The sequence below is a fragment of the Sulfitobacter sp. AS92 genome, from assembly GCF_038900015.1.
In the GTDB taxonomy this organism is placed as follows: domain Bacteria; phylum Pseudomonadota; class Alphaproteobacteria; order Rhodobacterales; family Rhodobacteraceae; genus Sulfitobacter.
Genome location: NZ_JBBMQL010000006.1, coordinates 56,684 through 75,823 on the forward strand (window position 1 = coordinate 56,684; position 19,140 = coordinate 75,823).

A 19,140-nucleotide genomic window follows, 5' to 3' on the forward strand; every position below is an offset into this window, starting at 1 on the left:
AAAGGCAGTTTTTGACAGGGCTGCCAAACCGATGCATGCTCGCCCCGGTGCGCGTGACCCCGCAACAAGACGGGGCGGCCGCACACCGAGGGGGGAGATTTTTTGCCGATGAGCAAACTCGTAGTTCTGGTGGAGGACGAGGTGAATATCGCCGAGGCCATCCGCTTTTTGTTGAGCCAAGAGGGCTGGCGGGTGGAGACGCTGGCCAATGGATCGGGCGCCGTGGATGTGATCCGCAAGGCAGCACCCGATCTGGTGATGCTCGACGTAATGCTGCCGGGCAAGAGCGGTTTTGAGATACTCGATGAGTTGCGTGGCGACCCGGCCATGGGCGACCTGCCGGTCTTGATGCTGACTGCGCGCGGCCAAAGCCGGGACCGCGCCATGGCCGAAAAGGCCGGGGTCAGCCGCTTTATGACAAAGCCATTTTCAAATTCTGAAATGCTGGACGCGGTGCGCGACCTAATCGCCAGTTAATCTGCCATGGCCCGGACTCCGATCTTTCTGGAAAAGCGCGGCTACCGCCAGCGGCGCATGATGGACGCGGTGCGGCTGCTGCCGTTTTTGGGGCTGATGCTGTGGATGGTGCCGCTGCTCTGGCCGGTGCCAGAGATCCTGCCTGACGCCACCCCGGAAACCACTGAGCCAGCCATCGCGATGAGCGTGGCCCTGCGCTATCTTTTCGGGGTTTGGGCGCTGCTGATCTTGGCGACATGGGCGCTTTGGCGGCGCACGCGGGACGTCGCGTCGGGAGATGGTGCCGAGAATGCGGACGGGCAGCGCTGATGGTGTCGCTCAACCAGTTGGTCGCGGTCTGTCTGATGTATGTCGCGGGACTGTTCATCGTGGCCTTCGCCGCCGAACGCGCGGCGTTGCGCGGGCAGGGCGGCTGGCTGCTGCGCTCGCCGCTGATCTATACGCTGTCACTGTCGATCTATTGCACGGCCTGGACCTTTTACGGCGCGGTGGGATACGCCGCGCGCTCAGGGTTGGAGTATGTGACGATCTACCTCGGCCCGTCGCTGGTGATGATCGGCTGGTGGTGGGGCTTGCGACGGCTGGTGCGGATCGGGCGGAGCCACCGCGTGACCTCAATCGCTGACCTGATTTCGTCGCGCTACGGCAAATCCAACACGTTGGCGATCGTGGTAACGATCATGGCCGTGATCGGCGTAACACCCTATATCGCGCTGCAATTGCAATCGGTAATCCTATCGCTGTCGATTTTCGCCGCGCCCGATGTGCCGCTGGCTGAGGCTGGGGGCGATGTGATCAACCGCGGGCAGGCTGCCCTTTGGGTGGCGGCGGGCCTGACGCTGTTTACCGTCCTCTTCGGCACGCGGAACCTGAATGTGAACGAGCGGCACCACGGCGTTGTCATCGCCATCGCCGTTGAGGCAGTGGTGAAGCTGCTGGCACTGGTGGCGGTCGGTATCTACGTCATCTGGGGGCTCGCCGGGGGCTTGAGCGAGACGCTCGCGAAGATTGATGCGTCGGACATCGGCCAATGGGAGGTGCAGGGCAGCCGCTGGGCCGCGCTGACCGTGCTTTCGGGGGCTGCGCTTTTGTGTCTGCCACGCATGTTTCAGGTCATGGTGGTGGAAAACGACGACGAACGGCAGTTGCAGATCGCCAGTTGGGCTTTCCCGCTTTACCTGATGTTGATGAGCCTCTTTGTCGTGCCGATCGCGGTGGTGGGGCTGGACCTGATGCCCGAAGGGTCAAACCCCGATCTATTTGTCCTCAGCCTACCGCTCAGCCAAGGCCAGAATGGGCTGGCGATGCTGTCATTCTTGGGCGGGTTTTCGTCAGCCACCTCGATGGTGATCGTCGCCACGCTGGCGCTGTCGACCATGGTCAGCAACCATATCGTCATGCCGATCTGGCTGGCGCTGCGGCGCGACGGGGCGACGCAATCGGGCGACGTGCGCAATATCGTCATCCTTGCGCGGCGGCTGTCGATCTTTTGTGTGGTCGGGCTGGGCTATCTTTACTACCGCGCCTCGGGCGGCAGCGGGGCGCTGGCGGCGATTGGCACGATCTCTTTCGGCGGGGTGGCGCAGTTTTTGCCCGCGATGCTGGGCGGTGTTCTTTGGCGCGGTGCCACGCGGGCAGGGGCGCTTTGTGGGCTGGGCACGGGCTTTGCGCTGTGGGTTTTTACCATGCTGCTGCCCAGTTTCGGCGCAGACGTGGCACTGTCGAGCGCGACGTTGGAGCGGGGGCTTTGGGGGCTGGCGTGGCTGCGGCCCGAGGCGCTGTTCGGCATCGCCGGGATCGATCCGACGGTTCATGCGGTGGTCTGGAGCCTTGCGCTGAACACACTGGCTTTTGTGGTCGTCTCGCTCTTCAGTTTCCCCGCGCCGTTGGAACGGCTTCAGGGTGCGCAATTTGTAAATGTCTTTGACCATTCCGGGCCAGCGCGGGGGTGGACGGCTTCCGTGGCGGGCAGCGAAGACCTGATGATCATGGCGCAGCGGATCTTGGGCGCGCGGGAGGCGCAGGCGTTCTTTGCGCGCGAGGCCGAGCGGCAAGGGCAGGGTCAACGCCTGCCGGAACCCACACCGCGATTCGTGCAGGCGTTGGAGCGGGAATTGGCGGCCTCGGTTGGGGCGGCCACGGCCCATGCGATGGTGGCGCAGATCGTGGGCGGGGCGTCTGTTTCGGTGCAGGATCTCTTGGCGGTGGCCGACGAATCCGCACAGATGTTGGAGTATTCCAGCCAGCTTGAAGTCAAGTCGCGCGAGTTGACGGAAACGGCGGCGCAACTGCGGGCTGCGAATGAGAAACTCACGCAATTGTCGCTACAGAAGGACAGTTTCCTCAGCCAAATCAGCCATGAGCTGCGCACGCCGATGACTTCGATCCGGTCGTTTTCGGAGATCCTGCGCGATGCGCCGGGCTTGTCGGACGCGGACAAGAACCGCTACGCCACGATCATCCATAGCGAGACGATCCGCCTGACGCGGCTTTTGGACGATCTGCTGGATCTGTCGGTGCTTGAGCATGGGCAGGTGACGCTGAATCAGCGGGAGGGAAATCTGCGGGATCTGCTTGATCTGGCGGTGACCACGGCGCAGGCCGGAGCTGCGCGCCCGCTGGATGTGCTGCGCGACCCGGAGGCGGAAGACATCATGCTGACCAGTGACCTCGACCGATTGGTGCAGGTCTTTATCAACCTCGTCACAAACGCCCGCAAATACTGCGCTGCTGAGACCCCGCAACTGGTGATCTCGCCGCAGGTTACCGCGAGAGGGCTGGTGATAGATTTTGTCGACAACGGTCACGGGATCGACGCGGGTTCAGAGGCGCTTATTTTCGAGAAATTCTCGCGGATCACGGGGGAAGGAGACGGCGCGGGGCTTGGCCTTGCCATCTGCCGCGAGATCATGAGCCGTTTGGGGGGCGAGATCAGCTTTCTTAACAGCGTGCCTGGCACGGCCTTCCGGGTGCAACTGCCCGCAGCGGTGTTGTCTTCGCCGGAGTAGGAGACCGGCCTCCGCATTCAGAGGCCGGCAAAGCCCTTAGCTGTAGCTTTGGCCTAGCATGGGGCGCATGTTTTCAATGTCATAGCCACCCTGACGCGCAGCTTCGATGATCGCGTCGCTGTCCATCTCACCGGCTTGGCCCAAGGCCCAGGCGATGGTCGAACGGGTGCCTGAGGCGCAATAGGCCAGCACGGTGTCGTCCGTCTCAACCCCAAGCGCGCGGTTGTTGGCGATGACATCGGGGGTCATGGTCTGATGGGTCAGCGGCTGTTCGGCAAAGGCGATGCCTGCGGCCTCGGCCGCATCGCGCATGGCGGCGGCTTGGTGGCTGGGCGGCACTTCCGCGTCGGGGCGGTTGCACAGGATGCGGGTGATGCCTTGGGCGCGCAGGCTTTCCATGTCACCGGGCTCAATCTGCGGGGCGACGAAATAGCGGGGGGTGATTTGGCGAATATCCATGCGCTGATTTAAGCAGATGCAGCGGCCCTGTCCAGCGCCGCTGAGACATGCTGCCATAGCCTGCCGATCAGGCCAGCGAAATTCCGAGGATCACCATCATTAGGCCGATGACGGATAGAAACAGCGCGCCCATGTTCAACGGCACAACTTTGCGCAACACAATGCGCATCGCCTCATCGTCAAGCTGCGCGCGTTTGGCACGGCTCACTTTGATGATGCACCAGCCAAGACCAAGCAATCCCAGAAGGGACAAGCCTGCACCGCCCCAGACCATAAGATCGAAAATAGATGTGTTTGCGCTTTCCATGGCGGCAGAGCTACGCCAAACCGCCAAGGGGGGCAAGACCCGCTTGCGGGCGCAGCATCCTGCCTGTAGTCAAACCCGCCAGAGCCAGCCATTCCGTGAGGACTTTCCATGAGCGATACCAGCACCAACCCCCCCGTCGTCGAATCCGAGGGCGACGCCACCTACCGTGTGACCGCCAATGAGCTGCGCCAGTTCGTGGAGCGGATCGAGCGTTTGGACGCCGAAAAGAAAGACCTCGCCGAGCAGCAAAAAGAGGTAATGTCCGAAGCGAAATCGCGCGGTTACGACACCAAGGTGCTGCGTAAGGTGATTGCCCTTCGCAAACGCGATAAGGACGACATCGCCGAAGAAGAAGCGGTGCTGGATATGTACAAAGAAGCCTTGGGCATGTGAGCGCCGGGCCGCAGCGGAAATGAATTTTTCGCGCGGCCTTGAACGCCCCCGGGCCGTGCCCATTTGCATCAGGCGTCTGCGCGGTCTCCGCGACGCCTGATGACCTGAGGCCGGTGAGATTTTCTCGTGAACATTTTGTTTGTCCTCGGCGGTTTGCTGGGGCTCGTGCTCGGTGGTGAGTATCTGGTGCGCGGTGCAGTGGCGCTGGCGCAACGGGTGGGGCTGTCACCGCTGGTGATCGGCTTGACCATCGTGGGGTTCGGCACCTCTACACCTGAGCTTGTCACCTCGGTTCAGGCCGCGATGCTTGGGGCGCCGGACATTGCGCTTGGCAATATCGTCGGTTCCAACATTGCCAACATTCTGCTGATTCTCGGTGTTGCCGCGCTGATTACGCCTCTTGCTATCGAGCGGCGCAGTTTCGCGCGCGACGGGTCCGTCATGCTGATCGCGACGCTGCTTTGTCTGGGGGTCGTGCTTTGGGGCAGTGTTGACCGTCTGGCCGGGGCCGTCTGTATCGCAGGGCTGGTGGGGTATTTAATTTTCACCTTTCGAACCGACCGCCGCGCCGCGAAAGAGGTGGCGGAAAGCGCGCCTGAGCCCGTTCGCATGGGGCTGGCGCTGCTCTGGCTGCTGGGGGGGCTGGTGCTGACCATCCTTTCGGCACGGTTTCTGGTCACGGGGGCGGTCGCGTTGGCCCAGGCGGTAGGGCTTTCCGAGGCCGTAATTGGGCTGACCATCGTGGCCGTCGGGACGTCAATGCCTGAATTGGTCACCTCTGTCATCGCCGCGCGCCGCGGGCAAAGCGATGTGGCATTGGGGAATGTAGTCGGCTCAAACATCTTCAACATCCTTGGCGTTTTGGGCGTTACAGCGGTCATTCAGCCGGTTGGGGTCGCGGCGCAGATCGCCACGTTGGACATTTGGGTGATGCTGGCCGCAACACTGGCGCTCATTGCCTTTGGTTGGTTCGGCGGGCGGCTGACGCGCGGGCAGGGTGCAGTCTTTGTCTTGGCCTATGCGGCCTACATTGGCGTGCTCTTGGTCTAACCCCCACCGCCCGCTCTTTCGCGCGTGCATAGGCGGGCGAAGCCAATTCCTGCGGATGTCACCTCATGGGCAGCGGACCCCCTTGCGCAGGCGGTTCAACACCCATAGAAGGGCACAAATTTTCGCCCGCGCCCCGGCTGCGCGGCCTTACCCTATGGAGCACACATGCAGGTCAACGAGACGCTGAACGAAGGTCTGAAACGCGGTTACAACATCACCGTGACTGCCGCCGAACTCGAAGCTAAGGTCAACGAAAAGCTGACCGAAGCGCAGCCCGAAGTCGAAATGAAGGGCTTCCGCAAAGGCAAGGTTCCTATGGCGCTGCTGAAAAAGCAGTTCGGTCAGAAAATCATGGGCGAAGCGATGCAGGAAAGCATCGATGGCGCCATGGCCGAGCATTTTGAGACGTCCGGCGACCGCCCTGCGATGCAGCCTGATGTCAAAATGACCAACGAAGACTGGAAAGAAGGCGACGACGTCGAAGTTTCCATGGCTTACGAAAAGCTGCCCGAAATTCCTGAGGTTGATCTGAGCAAGATCGAGCTGGAAAAGATGGTTGTGAAGGCCGACGACGCCGCAGTTGACGAAGCGCTGGCAAGCCTTGCCGAAACTGCGCAGGACTTCAAAGCGCGCAAGAAAGGCTCGAAAGCCAAGGACGGCGATCAGGTTGTGATCGACTTCAAAGGCTCCGTTGATGGGGAAGAATTCGAAGGTGGCGCTGCCGAAGATTACCCGCTGGTGCTGGGCTCAAACTCCTTCATCCCCGGTTTCGAAGAGCAGCTGGTCGGCGTGAAGGAAGGCGAGGAGAAATCTGTCGTCGTGAACTTCCCCGAAGAGTATCAGGCTGAGCATCTGGCCGGTAAAGAAGCGACATTCGCTTGCACTGTCAAAGAAGTGAAAGAGCCTGTTGCTGCTGAGGTCAACGACGAGATGGCCAAGAAATTCGGTGCCGAGGATCTCGAAGCGCTGAAGGGTCAGATCGCTGAGCGTCTGGAAGCGGAATACGCCGGTGCCTCGCGCGCTGTGATGAAGCGCAACCTGCTGGACGCGCTGGACAAAGAAGTCAGCTTTGACCTGCCGCCATCGTTGGTTGACGCCGAAGCCAAGCAGATCGCGCATCAGTTGTGGCACGAGGAAAACCCTGACGTTCAGGGCCATGATCACCCCGAGGTCGAGCCGACAGACGAGCACAAAACACTGGCGGAGCGCCGCGTGCGTTTGGGCCTGCTGTTGGCTGAGCTGGGTCAGAAGGCCGAAATTCAGGTGACCGACGCCGAGATGACCCAAGCGATCATGAACCAGGCGCGTCAGTACCCGGGTCAAGAGCGTCAGTTCTTTGAATTCGTTCAGCAGAACCAGCAGATGCAGCAGCAGATGCGTGCGCCGATCTTTGAAGATAAGGTTGTCGACCACGTGGTCGAGCAAGCCAAAGTGACCGAGAAAGAGATTTCCAAAGACGAGCTTCAGAAAGCCGTTGAGGAACTGGAAGACGAATAAGTCTTTCCAGAAATCGCGATTGGGGCAGGGGCGACGGTTTACCGTTGCCCCTGTTTCGTTTTTGGCAATGCTTTTAGTGAACTACTGCTGGGGGCGCTGGTGCTACACCTGAGTGCTTTCAAGCCCCGTTATTGTAAGCGGCATCGGAGGGATGGCAAAGGTTGCGGCCTTCCTGATCAGGGAAGCCATCGGCATCGCGTGCCTTTCCGCCGACAGCGGTTGCGCATGGTCCAGCTGCTGCTTAATGCGCGCTTGGATCGCCGCTTAGGGAAAGCGCTTACCGTAGTTCTGGAGCTGCTGGAAGGCTAGAAGACCGGCCATGGGGGCGGCCGATCTCCCCTTTCTTAAGTCTAAAGCGTAATCCGGAACTGTGCGAAACCAGCCTCGGTATCGCCCACCTGTTCCATCTCGACCCCTGTCACCTCATCCACGTAATCCGCAGCCTTCGGGCCGGTTTCGAACAGCACGCTAGTCCCTTCCATTGGCGCAAAGCGCCAGTTGGCGTCTGCGCGGGGGCTGATGGTGCCTTTCTCGACGATGTAGCGCACGATCACATCACGGTTGGTGTCCGGACCTTCAAAGACAATGGTATCACCCGATGCGCCGGGGAATTCGCCGCCGCCGCCGGCGCGGTAGTTGTTGGTGGCGATGATGAACTCGGCTTTGGGGTCAATGGGTTGGCCGTCGAACTTTAGGTCGACGATCCGGTTGGCTTCCGCGTTCATCAACTCACCCTTGGTGCCAAACCTAGACGGCTGGCTAAGGTCGATCTGATAGCTCACCCCGTCAATCACGTCGAAGTTGTAGCTGGGGAAACTGTCGCTGAGCAGGGGCTGGTCCTGCTGGCCCGGAGTAATCTGGTTGAACATGCCCGCTGACCGCTCCAGCCAGTCTTTCACCTGCGCCCCGGTCACCCGCACGGCGCGGGCGGTGTTGGGGTAGAGGTAGAGGTCTGCAACGTTCTTGATCGCCACATCGCCTTTGGGCACGTCGGTATAATACTCTGGTCCGCCCCGGCCCCCAGCTTTGAAAGGCGCGGCGGCTGACAGGATCGGCAGACCCTCATGCGCGGTCCCCTTGAGCATTTGCTCAATATACCACGTCTGCGCGTTTGAGACGATCTGAACCGAAGGATCATCGGCAACCAGCGCGAAATAGCTGTGCAGATTGGCGTCGGTCTTGCCCACGGCGCGGCGCACATAGGCGAGGGTTTCGTCATGGTCTTGCTGAACGGAGGCGAGGATTTCAGGATCGCTCTCTACCAGTGCCATGACTGAGCGGTCTTCGTTGCGTTGCGAAATGGCGCGCGCCTCGGCGCTGTGGCTGGCAATGCGCCATCTGCCGCCATCACGTTCAAGCATAAGGTCGATCAGGCCAAGGTGACTGCCCCAGAAGCCGCCCATGGTGGCGGGCTTGCCGTGGATCGTGCCTTGGCTCACATCTACGCCGGGATAATCGGCATAGCTGCCTGAGGGGAAGACGAGATGGCTGTGGCCGGTCATGATCGCGTCGATCCCTTCAACCGCGGCCAGCGGGACGGAGGCGTTCTCCATCAGGTCTTCTTCTTTCGCCGCGCCAATGCCGGAGTGCGACAGCGCGATGATGATATCGGCGCCCGCTTCCTTCATCTGCGGCACCCAGGACCGTGCAGCGTCTAGGATGTCGCGCGCCTGCACCTTGCCTTCGAGATGGCGACGGTCCCAGTTCATGATCTGCGGCGGGACAAAACCGATGATGCCGATCTTGATGTCATGTTGCTCACCCGCGCCGTCGGTTAGTTTGCGGTCGAGCAGCACATAGGGCTTCACCAGCGTTTCATCGTCGCTGGGCTTGGCGCCGACTTTCTTGACGACATTGGCGCTCACCACCGGGAAGTTTGCACCCGCGAGGGACTTCATCAGGAAATCGAGCCCGTAGTTGAACTCGTGATTGCCCAAGGTTGAGGCGTCGAACCCCAGCGTGTTCATCGCTTGGATCACCGGGTGCATGTCACCCTCTTTCATGCCGCGCTCATAGGCGATGTAATCGCCCATCGGGTTGCCTTGCAGGAAATCCCCGTTGTCGAGCATCAGCGTGTTTGTCGCCTCTGCGCGGATCGATTTGACGATGCTGGCGGTGCGGGCAAGGCCAACGCTGTCGACCTCTTTGTCGGCGTAATAGTCGTAAGGAAAGACGTGCACATGCAGGTCAGTCGTCTCCATCAGGCGCAGGTGCGCTTGATTGGCCGCGGCCCGGAGCGAAAAGGGGTGAAGGGCCAGCAGCCCGGCAGAACCGGCTAGAAAGTGGCGGCGGTTAAGGCGGAGGGTCATGCGCGGTGTTCCTTATAGGTAAGTTATCCCTACCTGCGACAATCCGGCGCATCGCTGCAAGCCAGAAGTTGTATCATCCGTCCCGCAGGCCGGTTTCCACCAACATGCCACGTTTTTTGGCTTCGTAGTAATAGCCGCGGGCGTACCACTTGATCGCTGTCCCTTGATCACCATCCGACAACAGCCAAGCGCCGCGCAGGTATTTGAGCGAATATTTCAGATTGGTGTCCGCATCCAAAAGATCGGACGAGTTGCCTTGAAAACCCATCGAGCGGGCCGTGGCAGGCAGGATTTGCATCAGCCCATAGTAGGGGCCATTGCGGGCGCGGGGATTATGGGTGCTTTCGCGGATTGCCAGACGATGAACCAGAGGGCGCGGCAGGTCGTAGAAATCGGCCCAGTGGTTGATCTTGCGCCTCAGGTCGGGCGTTTCGTTCGGGTGGAGCGGCAGAGCGGGGCGCTCGGGGGGCACATGCGACACCACCGGGGCTGCGTTGCAGGCGGTGAGAGCGGTCGCGGCGATGAAAGTAATAAACATGCGGCGTGTGGTCTGAGGCATGGTGCACCGTGGCTTGTTATGTCGGTGCGAAGATCGCCTCAAGGGGTCCGTCAGGCAAGCAGTTGGCAAAACATACGCGGCCCCTTGCCCAGCGGTTGGGGCGCAGAGCGCGGCTTTCCGCCACGCTTAGACGTCGGCTGCGATTTCGCCTTTCATTTCACCGGTCATGCGGGTTTGATCTTCGCGCTTAACCAAGCGGCGCACCTCGTCAATTTTAAGTTCGGCGGCGTCGCGGGTGGCCTTGTCGGGCCATTCGGTGATCACAGCACTGGTCCGCTCAGAGGTGCGCACGACCGTGATGCGACTGGCGCCGAAGCCCTTGAGCGCGGGCAGACGCTTTTCTTTGATCGTGCGCAGGGTCACGTCATAATCCGCACCATCGGCGTTTTCCCAAGTGGTGATGGTGATGTAACGCATGTGTCATCCTCCATACTGCATGGGGTATCATAGCATATTTTTGCTGATTTTGCAGGGTCTTTCGCGTTGTGCGGGGCCGGGCCCGTGCCTCTGCATCGCACAACAAAAAACGCCACGCGGAGAACCGCGCGGCGTTTGGTTTTAGGTCGCTTGACGGATCAGCTGTTGCTGTCGTCCTGTGCGTCGCCCTCAGGGGTGCGTACAATGTCCGAGTCGCCGTCTTCGTCAGCGGCAGAGCCGATGTCGTCGAACAGTTCGGAAATCTCGAATTCAGCAGCGGCTTCCTCTTCGGCGGCCAGTTCCTGAATCGATTTACCCGCCGCCTGAAGCTCGGCCTCTTCGGGCGAACGTGCGACGTTCAGCTCGATTGTGGCGGTCACTTCGGGGTGCAGAACAACCTGAACTTCGTGGACACCCAGATCTTTGATGGGCTGGCCCAGAACAACCTGCTTGCGGTCGACCGAGAAACCTTCGGCTGTTGCAGCTTCGGCGGCGTCACGTGTGGTGACAGAGCCATAAAGCGCGCCAGCGTCAGAAGCAGAGCGAATCACGACGAATTGCTGACCGTTCAGCTTTTCCGACATGGCTTCGGCTTCTTTTTTGGTCTCGAGGTTTTGCGCCTCAAGCTGGGCTTTCTGACCTTCGAAGGCTTCGACGTTGGCCTTGGAGGCCGACAGCGCTTTGCCTTGGGGCAGAAGGTAGTTGCGAGCGTAGCCCGACTTCACGTCGACGACTTCGCCCATCTGGCCCAGTTTGGCCACACGTTCCAGAAGGATAACTTGCATGTGCTCTCTCCTTACTTAACGGCGTAGGGCAGCAGGGCGAGGAAACGAGCGCGTTTGATGGCACGGGCCAGTTCGCGTTGCTTCTTGGCCGATACGGCGGTGATACGGGAAGGAACGATCTTGCCACGCTCAGAGATGTAGCGTTGCAGCAGACGTGTGTCCTTGTAGTCAATCGCAGGTGCGTTGTCGCCCGAGAAAGGGCACACTTTACGACGACGGAAAAATGGTTTTGCAGCCATGATTTAAGTCCTTTTGTTCAAGCGTTGATCAACGGCGTTCGCGGCGGTCGGGCCGCTCGTCACGCTTTTGCATCTGTACGGACGGAAGCTCTTTGTGCTCATCGACCTTGATGGTCAGAACACGCATCACGTCGTCATGCAGGCGCATCAGGCGTTCCATTTCCTGCACGGCGGTCGCAGGTGCGTCCGAACGCAGGAAGGCATAGTGGCCCTTGCGGTTTTTGTTGATCTTGTAGGCCATCGTTTTGACGCCCCAGTACTCGCTGTCGACGAGCTTGCCGTCGTTGTCCGCGAGGACGGTGCCAAAGTGTTCGATGAGGCCTTCTGCTTGCGTGTTGGACAAGTCCTGACGCGCAATCATAACATGCTCATATAGCGGCATGTGCACTCCTATATTTATATCAAGGCGCATTTCATAGGCGGGGCAAAATCCTTGCGACCCCACCACGAGAGTCTGCGCGGTTCATATGCTTTGCAAGGAAGGGCCGATATACACGGTTTCTCGCGCACGGCAACCCTTCATGGGCGGAGTCGCGCGGGAGGCAAGAAATGGCCTTAGGCTTGTTCGGCTGGACCGCGCGGGTTACATCGGGGAAAATTCGCGCAAGAGAGGCCGCAACCATGAGCATTGCATTCGTTTTCCCGGGCCAGGGTGCCCAGACCATCGGCATGGGCCGCGATCTGGCTGACGCCTATCCAGAAGCACGCGCCGTCTTCGATGAGGTCGATGCAGCTTTGGGCGAGAAGCTGTCGGAGCTGATCTGGGACGGCGACATCGAGACGCTAACCCTGACGCAGAACGCACAGCCGGCGCTGATGGCGACGTCGATGGCTGCGATGGCGGCGTTGAAGGCGGAAGGAATTACCGTCGATAAAGCGGCCTATGTGGCAGGCCATAGTCTTGGCGAATACTCCGCGCTTTGCGCTGCCGGATCACTGTCATTGTCAGATACCGCGCGGTTGCTGCGCATTCGGGGCAAGGCCATGCAGGCCGCCGTTCCCGTGGGCGAGGGCGCGATGGCCGCGATCCTTGGGCTTGGGATTGAAGAGACCGAAAAGCTGGCCAAAGCCGCTGCTGACGGCGAAGTTTGTCAGGTTGCCAATGAAAACGACCCGAGCCAGAACGTGTTGTCGGGCCATAAGGCCGCCGTGGAGCGGGCTGTGGCTATGGCTAAGGACGCTGGCGCCAAGCGCGCGTTGTTGCTGCCGGTCTCTGCGCCTTTCCATTGCCCGCTGATGGGGCCAGCGGCCGAAGAGATGGCGAAGGCTTTGGGCGAGGTTACTTTCAATGCTCCCGCCGTGCCGCTGTTGGCGAATGTCACCGCCGAAGCGGTGAGTGACGCGCAGAAGATAAGCGATCTGCTGGTTGAGCAGGTGACGGGTCGCGTGCGCTGGCGCTCTTCGGTCGAGTGGATGGCCGCGCAGGGTGTGACCGAAGTGTGGGAGATCGGCGCGGGCAAAGCGCTGACGGGCATGATCCGCCGGATCGATAAATCCCTCGTGACCCGTAATGTCGGCACGCCGGATGAGGTCAAAGCCGCAAAAGAGGCATAAGCTCCGGAGGGCCGAGATGACGATGCAAGAAACCTTAACGCTTCTGCCGGAATGGCTGATCTGGTGGTTCAACTGGTTGGTCTTTGCTGTGGCCGTCTTGCCGCTGGCGCTGCTGATCTGGCCGCAAAGCCGCAGGGTCGGGGTGATTGCCGTTTTGGCGAGCATCCTGACCGGCGCTGCGGTCTACGGGATGTTCCGGCAGATGGGCTATGTCAAATTGCTTGGCCTGCCGCATCTGCTGATCTGGGGGCCGCTGGCGGTCTATCTGTTTCGCAAGCAAGCCAAGGACGCGATGCCGATTGCCGCGCGGTGGATTATTCGCGTGGTTTTGGTGACTTTGTTGGTCTCGCTGGCTTTCGATGTGGTGGACGTGCTGCGTTATATACTAGGTGAACGGACACCTTTGGGAGCGGAAGCATGAGGCGGCTAATCGCTGCCTTTGCGCTGCTGTTTTCGGTCGTGGCATGTGGCACCCTAGAGAATGCCAGTGATGGCACGCGGATGCAGGTTCAGGGGCCGTATCTGTTGATGTCCGGCACGATCACCAGCCGAACACCTGCCACTTTCGCGCGCCATCTGGCCGAGAATCCGCGGATTGATACGGTGGTTCTGGGGCAGATCGACGGCTCCATTGATGCCAAGGCGACGCACCGGATGGGGCGGCAGATTCGCGCAGCGGGGCTTGCAACAGAGTTGCGGGCGAACAGTGTGGTTGATTCTGGGGGTGTTGAGCTTTTCATCGCCGGGGCCGAACGGCGTATGGCACCGGGCGCAGCGTTGCGCGTGCACAGCTGGCGCAATGGTTACCGCGAGGGCAGCAGCTACTCCCGGCAATCGCCCAAGCATCAGATGACACGGCACTATATGGCCGAGATGCTGGGCAATGACGGCTTTTACTGGTTTACCTTGCAGGCAGCGCCATCTGACAGGATACACAGGATGACAGCGGATGAAATTCGCCGCTACGGGCTGCTGACGCGGCCCTGACTGATAGAATAGAGGAAGAAACATGTTCGATCTTACAGGTAAGAATGCCCTGATCACCGGCGCTTCGGGCGGCATTGGTGCGGATATCGCCCGCAAACTGCATGCCCAAGGCGCGACCGTTGGCCTGTCGGGCACTCGGACCGAGCCGTTGGAGGCGCTGAAGGCCGAACTGGGCGAGCGCGCACATGTGCTGCCGTGCAACCTGAGTGACATGGAAGCTGTCGATGCGCTGCCGAAACAGGCGGCTGAGGCGATGGGGTCGGTCGATATTCTGGTGAACAACGCAGGCATCACCCGCGACAATCTATTCATGCGGATGTCGGATGATGAGTGGAACTCGGTTCTGAACGTGAACCTGACCGCGACGTTTAAGCTGTGCAAAGGTGTGATGCGCGGAATGATGAAGGCGCGTTGGGGGCGGATCATCAATATCTCCAGCGTGGTGGGGGCCACGGGTAACCCCGGTCAGGCGAACTACGCGGCCTCTAAAGCGGGTGTTGTGGGCATGTCCAAGTCGCTGGCCTATGAGGTGGCGAGCCGTGGGATTACCGTAAATGCGGTGGCACCGGGCTTTATCACCACCGCCATGACTGACAAGCTGACGGACGAGCAAAAGTCTGGAATCATGGGGCAAATTCCTGCCGGTCGTATGGGTGATCCGGATGAGATTGCCGCTGCTGTGGTCTATCTTTCCAGTGCCGAGGCTGCTTATGTGACAGGGACCACCTTGCATGTTAACGGCGGTATGGCCATGTTGTGACCCTGCGCTGCAATAGCGTTTGCCAAGCCCGGCGCATGTGCTAAAGGGGGCGCAGAATCGAAACGAAGGGTGCTTGATTGCCCCCTACGCCTTGTGCGAACAAGGTAAATAGCCGCCCCTTTTGGGGCATCCTCCAAACGCTGATCATCGGCGGGCGGAAACCAAAAGGGGCCTTTAATGGCCCGAAGACATGAGGACTTATTATGAGCGACGTCGCAGACCGCGTGAAAAAGATCGTTGTGGAACACCTGAGCGTGGAAGAGGAAAAAGTCACTGAGAATGCGTCGTTCATCGACGATCTCGGCGCAGACAGCCTCGACACCGTGGAACTGGTGATGGCGTTCGAAGAAGAGTTCGGCATCGAGATCCCCGATGACGCCGCTGAGAACATTCAGACCGTTGGCGATGCGGTCAAGTTCATCAAAGAAGCCTCCTAAGGGCTTTGCCGGGCAACCGGCAGAACTGAAATTTGAAAACGGCGTTGTTCCTAGCGGAATGACGCCGTTTTTATTTGCCGAGTTGGGCTGGGCTTGTCCCTTTGGCGCGTAAGCCGCATGTCTGCGCTAAGAAGTTTCAAGTGTGAAGGCAATTCACCCCATGTCCCGAACGATCCCGACCATCAACACAGCCAGACTGACCCTGCGTGCCATGCGTGCCGAGGATTTTGAGCGTTACGCGGAGATCTGGGCGATGCCGGATGTGGCGGATCGCATACTTGATCGTCCCCGAGCCAAAGCGCAGTCGTGGGACGCGTTTTTGCGCAATGCAGGCCATTGGCAGATCACGGGATTCGGACAATGGGCTGTGCAGCTTCATCGGCAGAGAGAGATGCTGGGGCAGACTGGCTTCGTCTTTGGTTCACGGAATTTCGGTGAGGATTTCGATACTTACCCCGAAGCACGGCTGGTCTTGGCCCCACAGGCGCAGGATCAGCGTTTGGGGAGTGAGGCGGCGCGGGCAGCGCATGAGTGGTTTGATCGGGTGATCACCGGGCGGACGGTCTGCATGATCGCTGCCGGTAATGAGGCGGCGTTGCGGATCGCGGGTGCGCTTGGGTATCAGGCGCTGCGTGAGGCAAAGACGGCTGGTGGCCCGGTGCATCTGCTGACCCGACGCGGACCGCCGGTCTAAGGGTGCCGTAAGACCTTCAACTGGTGTGATAGTCGCCGAATTTCGAAGATCGGCGTTTTTGTGCTATGCCTGCGGGCCACCGCCGATATGCTTGTGTCTACAGGCTTTTGCAGGGTAAGAGGTTCGCCGAGAGATTATCGGCAAGGGGCACTAAGATGCGCAGAGTTGTAGTAACGGGTTTGGGTTTGGTTACCCCGCTCGCGGACGGTGTGGAAGAAAGCTGGACACGGATCCTTGATGGGCAATCCGGGGCCGGGCAGATCACCGGGTTTGATCCTAGCAAGTTGGTCACCCAATACGCCTGCGAAGTGCCGTTGGGCGATGGCAGCGATGGCACCTTTGACGCCAATAAATACATGGAGCCGAAAGAGCAGCGGAAGGTCGATACCTTCATTCTGTTTGGCATGGCCGCCGCCCAGCAGGCGGTTGAGGATTCGGGTTGGCTTCCGACCGAGAAAGAAGATCAGGAGCGCACCGGCGTGCTGATCGGCTCTGGCATCGGTGGGTTGAACTCTATCGCCAATACCGCCGTGATGATGGCCGAGAAGGGTCCGCGCCGTGTGAGCCCATTTTTCGTGCCGGGCGCGCTGATCAACTTGATCTCAGGTCAGGTTTCGATCCGCTACGGCTTTAAAGGGCCGAACCATTCGGTGGTGACTGCCTGTTCGACCGGGGCGCATGCCATCGGCGATGCGGCACGCCTGATTAAATACGGCGATGCGGATGTGATGATTGCAGGCGGCGCAGAGGCGGCGATTTGTGAGATTGGCATGGCGGGTTTCAACGCTTGTAAGGCGCTGTCCACCAAACGCGGTGACGACCCCAAAAAAGCCAGCCGCCCCTATGACATAGACCGTGACGGTTTCGTCATGGGCGAGGGCGCGGGCATCGTGGTGCTGGAAGAGTATGAGCACGCCAAGGCGCGCGGTGCGAAGATCTATGCCGAAGTGCTGGGCTATGGCCTGTCGGGCGATGCGCATCACATCACCGCGCCGTCGGAAGACGGCGAAGGCGGCGAACGTTCCATGCGGGCAGCGCTCAAGAATGCTGGTCTTGAGCCGAAGGACGTCGATTACATCAACGCGCATGGCACCTCGACCATGGCAGATACCATCGAATTGGGTGCGGTTGAGCGTTTGATGGGCGATGCGGCGGACAAGGTGACCATGTCGTCAACCAAATCCGCCACAGGGCACCTTTTGGGGGCTGCGGGCGCGATTGAGGCGATCTTCTGCATGCTTGCAATCCGCGATCAGGTGGCGCCGCCGACGATCAACCTTGATAATCCGGCGGTTGAGACACCGATTGATCTGGCCCCTAACAAAAAGGTTGAGCGTAAGATCGACATTGCACTGAGCAATTCGTTTGGTTTCGGCGGGACGAACGCATCGGTGCTGTTCGGGAAAGTCCGCTAAATGTGGCGTCATATCGCCTCTAACGCCGTGACGTTTCTATTGGTCGGCCTGTTTATGCTTGGGGGTGTCATCCTCTGGGGTAAGTCGGAGTATGTCTCTGAAGGACCGTTGGATCAGGCAATTTGTGTGCAGGTTGAGCGTGGCTCGAACATGCGCATGGTGAGCGAGAGCCTTGAGGAACAGGGCGCGGTTTCGTCACCTGCGATCTTTCGGATGGGTGCGGACTATGAGGACAAGTCGGGCAGCCTGAAGGCGGGCAGTTTCCTTGTGCAGCCCGGCACCTCAATGCAGGGCATTGTTGATGTCGTGACCCAAGGCGGGGCCAGCACTTGCGGCACTGAGGTGGTTTACCGGGTCGGCGTGAACCGTGTGAGCGTGCAAGTTCGTGAGTTGGACCCCGTGACCAGCCGCTTTATTGAGCGGGCGGAATTCACGCCGGGTGAGGAAGAAACGCCCGAAGCCTATACCGAGATCTCCGGCAAGAACGACACGCGGTTTCGCGTGGCACTGGCCGAAGGCGTGACAAGCTGGCAGGTGGTTGAGGCGCTGAAGCAGGTGGATCAACTGACTGGTGAGGTTGAGGAACTGCCCGCGGAGGGGAGCCTTGCGCCAGACAGTTATGAAGTGCGCCCGGGCGATGATCGCGCTGCGGTGGTCGCGCGGATGGCGGCGGCGCAAAAGGTGCTCTTGGCAGAAGCTTTTGAGGCGCGCGACGCTAATCTGCCGATTGAAACGCCTGAGGAATTGCTAATCCTTGCGTCGATCATCGAGAAAGAAACCGGTGTGGCGGCAGAGCGAGAGCAGGTGGCGAGCGTGTTCGTTAACCGTCTGAACCAAGGCATGCGTCTGCAAACTGACCCCACGGTGATCTATGGTGTGACCGAGGGTAAGGGCGTGCTGGGCCGCGGTTTGCGCCGCTCTGAGCTGCGGGCAGAGACGCCGTGGAACACTTATGTGATCAACGGTCTGCCGCCGACCCCTATTGCAAATCCGGGCCGTGCGAGCCTGATGGCGGCAGCGCAACCGGCGGAGACTGATTTTGTCTTCTTCGTGGCGGATGGCACCGGGGGGCACGCTTTTGCTGAGACCTTGGATGAGCATAACCGCAACGTGGCGCGCTGGCGTCAGATCGAGGCAGAGCGCGGCGCAGAAGCAGCCGGGAATGCCTCAACAGGTGGAAACTGAGACTATTGAGAACCCCGCTGGAAACAGCGGGGTTTTTGCTTGCTGAGAGCGCTATCCGCGCGGCGTGGTAAGGTCTTGTTAACACAATTTTTCTTGACTTTGCGCACGGTCTGACGTAGGACTTATGGCACGCTAGAAGACATGGGCGAACGGCCCCGGGGTGACCCGGTGGTCGTTTTTTTGTGCCTGCTCGGTTGGGGAAAACCAACGAGAGGTAAAGCGATGACGATAATTACCCCGGAGCAAGAGACGCAAGACAGCGCAGACATCCTGCGCGGTCTTCAAGAAGCAATCGGCGCGCTGCGTCGGGAAATCGAAGGTCTGACTGAACAGACCCGGTCCGGGGGGGAACTCAAGGAAACTGCGGTGTCTGGTAACACGTCCAAAGTGGCGGGTTTGCTGGCGCATTGCCTAAAAGCGGAGAACACGCTGAATGACTGTCGAAACCGACAAGCTGGAATCGCGCGGGGGGGCTATGCCCTCGACATGGACAAGGCGCGGGCTGACATCGGGTGCAAGCTGGATCGCCTGCGCCGATGCTCTGACCCAGGCGCAGTTTCTGAATGACCTAGGTGAGGGAGAGCTTCTGGCTCTCCCTTTTTTGTTCG

22 protein-coding genes are annotated in these 19,140 nt (G+C 60.0%); 14 read left to right on the forward strand and 8 right to left on the reverse strand.

Annotated elements, in window-relative coordinates; all coding sequences use genetic code 11:
* Positions 1-108: 108 nt before the first annotated feature.
* From WNY61_RS12215 to WNY61_RS12225, 3 genes are read left to right on the forward strand one after another with little or no spacing between them, the layout of a single operon-like run.
* Positions 109-477: a response regulator gene (locus WNY61_RS12215; protein WP_342851704.1), complete on the forward strand. Its 369-nt coding sequence runs from the start codon at positions 109-111 to the stop codon at positions 475-477.
* A 6-nt stretch (positions 478-483) separates the two neighbouring features.
* The gene (locus WNY61_RS12220) at positions 484-786 is read left to right on the forward strand and encodes a hypothetical protein (RefSeq protein WP_342851705.1); all 303 of its coding nucleotides are present in this window, start codon (positions 484-486) and stop codon (positions 784-786) included.
* Positions 786-3,485: an ATP-binding protein gene (locus WNY61_RS12225; RefSeq protein WP_342851706.1), complete on the forward strand. Its 2,700-nt coding sequence runs from the start codon at positions 786-788 to the stop codon at positions 3,483-3,485. Before WNY61_RS12220 ends, WNY61_RS12225 begins: the two co-directional genes overlap by 1 nt.
* Before the next feature lie 36 nt (positions 3,486-3,521).
* Here WNY61_RS12225 and WNY61_RS12230 read toward each other — a convergent pair whose 3' ends face one another.
* Positions 3,522-3,944, reverse strand: coding sequence for a TIGR01244 family sulfur transferase (locus tag WNY61_RS12230; protein ID WP_342851707.1), 423 nt, complete (start codon positions 3,942-3,944; stop codon positions 3,522-3,524).
* Between the two features lie 67 nt (positions 3,945-4,011).
* Positions 4,012-4,251 carry a hypothetical protein gene (locus tag WNY61_RS12235; protein ID WP_342851708.1) on the reverse strand — a complete coding sequence of 80 codons (240 nt, stop codon included), beginning with the start codon at positions 4,249-4,251 and terminating at the stop codon, positions 4,012-4,014.
* Positions 4,252-4,359: 108 nt separating this feature from the next.
* Between WNY61_RS12235 and WNY61_RS12240 the strand changes: the two genes are divergently transcribed.
* The 3 genes from WNY61_RS12240 (at position 4,360) to tig (ending at position 7,191) form a co-directional block, all read left to right on the forward strand.
* Positions 4,360-4,644, forward strand: coding sequence for a DUF2312 domain-containing protein (locus WNY61_RS12240; RefSeq protein WP_007119982.1), 285 nt, complete (start codon positions 4,360-4,362; stop codon positions 4,642-4,644).
* 126 nt (positions 4,645-4,770) lie between these two features.
* Positions 4,771-5,694 (forward strand): calcium/sodium antiporter, encoded by a 924-nt coding sequence (locus WNY61_RS12245; RefSeq protein ID WP_342851709.1) that lies wholly within the window; start codon positions 4,771-4,773, stop codon positions 5,692-5,694.
* A 165-nt stretch (positions 5,695-5,859) separates the two neighbouring features.
* Positions 5,860-7,191 (forward strand): trigger factor, encoded by a 1,332-nt coding sequence (gene tig, locus WNY61_RS12250; RefSeq protein ID WP_342851710.1) that lies wholly within the window; start codon positions 5,860-5,862, stop codon positions 7,189-7,191.
* A gap of 350 nt (positions 7,192-7,541) precedes the next feature.
* Here the strand turns inward: tig and WNY61_RS12255 are convergent, their stop codons facing one another.
* The 6 genes from WNY61_RS12255 to rpsF all read right to left on the reverse strand — a co-directional run bounded on the left by WNY61_RS12255 (position 7,542) and on the right by rpsF (position 11,882).
* A complete protein-coding gene (locus WNY61_RS12255) occupies positions 7,542-9,500 on the reverse strand; it encodes a bifunctional 2',3'-cyclic-nucleotide 2'-phosphodiesterase/3'-nucleotidase (RefSeq protein ID WP_342851711.1) in 1,959 nt (652 codons plus the stop codon).
* 73 nt (positions 9,501-9,573) lie between these two features.
* Positions 9,574-10,059 (reverse strand): lytic transglycosylase domain-containing protein, encoded by a 486-nt coding sequence (locus WNY61_RS12260; protein WP_342851712.1) that lies wholly within the window; start codon positions 10,057-10,059, stop codon positions 9,574-9,576.
* 126 nt (positions 10,060-10,185) lie between these two features.
* Positions 10,186-10,476, reverse strand: a complete 291-nt coding sequence (locus WNY61_RS12265) for a hypothetical protein (protein ID WP_007119977.1) — start codon at positions 10,474-10,476, stop codon at positions 10,186-10,188.
* Between the two features lie 158 nt (positions 10,477-10,634).
* Positions 10,635-11,261, reverse strand: coding sequence for a 50S ribosomal protein L9 (gene rplI, locus WNY61_RS12270; RefSeq protein ID WP_342851713.1), 627 nt, complete (start codon positions 11,259-11,261; stop codon positions 10,635-10,637).
* Positions 11,262-11,272: 11 nt separating this feature from the next.
* Complete coding sequence (gene rpsR, locus WNY61_RS12275) at positions 11,273-11,500, reverse strand: 30S ribosomal protein S18 (protein WP_005852865.1); 228 nt, start codon at positions 11,498-11,500, stop codon at positions 11,273-11,275.
* A 28-nt stretch (positions 11,501-11,528) separates the two neighbouring features.
* Positions 11,529-11,882, reverse strand: coding sequence for a 30S ribosomal protein S6 (gene rpsF, locus WNY61_RS12280; protein ID WP_007119975.1), 354 nt, complete (start codon positions 11,880-11,882; stop codon positions 11,529-11,531).
* Between the two features lie 239 nt (positions 11,883-12,121).
* On the opposite strand from rpsF, the gene fabD reads away from it, so the two are divergent.
* From fabD to mltG, 8 genes are all read left to right on the forward strand, one after another.
* Complete coding sequence (fabD, locus tag WNY61_RS12285) at positions 12,122-13,054, forward strand: ACP S-malonyltransferase (protein ID WP_342851714.1); 933 nt, start codon at positions 12,122-12,124, stop codon at positions 13,052-13,054.
* Between the two features lie 16 nt (positions 13,055-13,070).
* Positions 13,071-13,475 carry a hypothetical protein gene (locus WNY61_RS12290; protein ID WP_342851715.1) on the forward strand — a complete coding sequence of 135 codons (405 nt, stop codon included), beginning with the start codon at positions 13,071-13,073 and terminating at the stop codon, positions 13,473-13,475.
* The gene (locus WNY61_RS12295) at positions 13,472-14,041 is read left to right on the forward strand and encodes a hypothetical protein (protein ID WP_342851716.1); all 570 of its coding nucleotides are present in this window, start codon (positions 13,472-13,474) and stop codon (positions 14,039-14,041) included. Before WNY61_RS12290 ends, WNY61_RS12295 begins: the two co-directional genes overlap by 4 nt.
* 22 nt (positions 14,042-14,063) lie before the next feature.
* Entirely contained in the window at positions 14,064-14,801 is a 738-nt protein-coding gene (gene fabG, locus WNY61_RS12300; protein ID WP_007119971.1) for a 3-oxoacyl-[acyl-carrier-protein] reductase, read from the forward strand.
* Between the two features lie 203 nt (positions 14,802-15,004).
* Positions 15,005-15,238, forward strand: a complete 234-nt coding sequence (locus WNY61_RS12305) for an acyl carrier protein (RefSeq protein WP_007119970.1) — start codon at positions 15,005-15,007, stop codon at positions 15,236-15,238.
* A gap of 160 nt (positions 15,239-15,398) precedes the next feature.
* Positions 15,399-15,932: a GNAT family N-acetyltransferase gene (locus WNY61_RS12310; protein WP_342851717.1), complete on the forward strand. Its 534-nt coding sequence runs from the start codon at positions 15,399-15,401 to the stop codon at positions 15,930-15,932.
* A gap of 155 nt (positions 15,933-16,087) precedes the next feature.
* Positions 16,088-17,347, forward strand: a complete 1,260-nt coding sequence (gene fabF, locus WNY61_RS12315) for a beta-ketoacyl-ACP synthase II (protein ID WP_342851718.1) — start codon at positions 16,088-16,090, stop codon at positions 17,345-17,347.
* Complete coding sequence (gene mltG / locus WNY61_RS12320; protein ID WP_342851719.1) at positions 17,348-18,532, forward strand: endolytic transglycosylase MltG; 1,185 nt, start codon at positions 17,348-17,350, stop codon at positions 18,530-18,532.
* Positions 18,533-19,140 lie beyond the last annotated feature (608 nt).

Coding starts and splice junctions, on each gene's coding strand:
- WNY61_RS12215 (WP_342851704.1), top strand. CDS start 109: ATGAGCAAACTCGTAGTTCTGGTGGAGGACGAGGTGAATATCGCCGAG.
- WNY61_RS12220 (WP_342851705.1), top strand. CDS start 484: ATGGCCCGGACTCCGATCTTTCTGGAAAAGCGCGGCTACCGCCAGCGG.
- WNY61_RS12225 (WP_342851706.1), top strand. CDS start 786: ATGGTGTCGCTCAACCAGTTGGTCGCGGTCTGTCTGATGTATGTCGCG.
- WNY61_RS12230 (WP_342851707.1), bottom strand. CDS start 3,944: ATGGATATTCGCCAAATCACCCCCCGCTATTTCGTCGCCCCGCAGATT.
- WNY61_RS12235 (WP_342851708.1), bottom strand. CDS start 4,251: ATGGAAAGCGCAAACACATCTATTTTCGATCTTATGGTCTGGGGCGGT.
- WNY61_RS12240 (WP_007119982.1), top strand. CDS start 4,360: ATGAGCGATACCAGCACCAACCCCCCCGTCGTCGAATCCGAGGGCGAC.
- tig (WP_342851710.1), top strand. CDS start 5,860: ATGCAGGTCAACGAGACGCTGAACGAAGGTCTGAAACGCGGTTACAAC.
- WNY61_RS12255 (WP_342851711.1), bottom strand. CDS start 9,500: ATGACCCTCCGCCTTAACCGCCGCCACTTTCTAGCCGGTTCTGCCGGG.
- WNY61_RS12260 (WP_342851712.1), bottom strand. CDS start 10,059: ATGCCTCAGACCACACGCCGCATGTTTATTACTTTCATCGCCGCGACC.
- WNY61_RS12265 (WP_007119977.1), bottom strand. CDS start 10,476: ATGCGTTACATCACCATCACCACTTGGGAAAACGCCGATGGTGCGGAT.
- rplI (WP_342851713.1), bottom strand. CDS start 11,261: ATGCAAGTTATCCTTCTGGAACGTGTGGCCAAACTGGGCCAGATGGGC.
- rpsR (WP_005852865.1), bottom strand. CDS start 11,500: ATGGCTGCAAAACCATTTTTCCGTCGTCGTAAAGTGTGCCCTTTCTCG.
- rpsF (WP_007119975.1), bottom strand. CDS start 11,882: ATGCCGCTATATGAGCATGTTATGATTGCGCGTCAGGACTTGTCCAAC.
- fabD (WP_342851714.1), top strand. CDS start 12,122: ATGAGCATTGCATTCGTTTTCCCGGGCCAGGGTGCCCAGACCATCGGC.
- WNY61_RS12290 (WP_342851715.1), top strand. CDS start 13,071: ATGACGATGCAAGAAACCTTAACGCTTCTGCCGGAATGGCTGATCTGG.
- WNY61_RS12295 (WP_342851716.1), top strand. CDS start 13,472: ATGAGGCGGCTAATCGCTGCCTTTGCGCTGCTGTTTTCGGTCGTGGCA.
- fabG (WP_007119971.1), top strand. CDS start 14,064: ATGTTCGATCTTACAGGTAAGAATGCCCTGATCACCGGCGCTTCGGGC.
- WNY61_RS12305 (WP_007119970.1), top strand. CDS start 15,005: ATGAGCGACGTCGCAGACCGCGTGAAAAAGATCGTTGTGGAACACCTG.
- WNY61_RS12310 (WP_342851717.1), top strand. CDS start 15,399: ATGTCCCGAACGATCCCGACCATCAACACAGCCAGACTGACCCTGCGT.
- fabF (WP_342851718.1), top strand. CDS start 16,088: ATGCGCAGAGTTGTAGTAACGGGTTTGGGTTTGGTTACCCCGCTCGCG.
- mltG (WP_342851719.1), top strand. CDS start 17,348: ATGTGGCGTCATATCGCCTCTAACGCCGTGACGTTTCTATTGGTCGGC.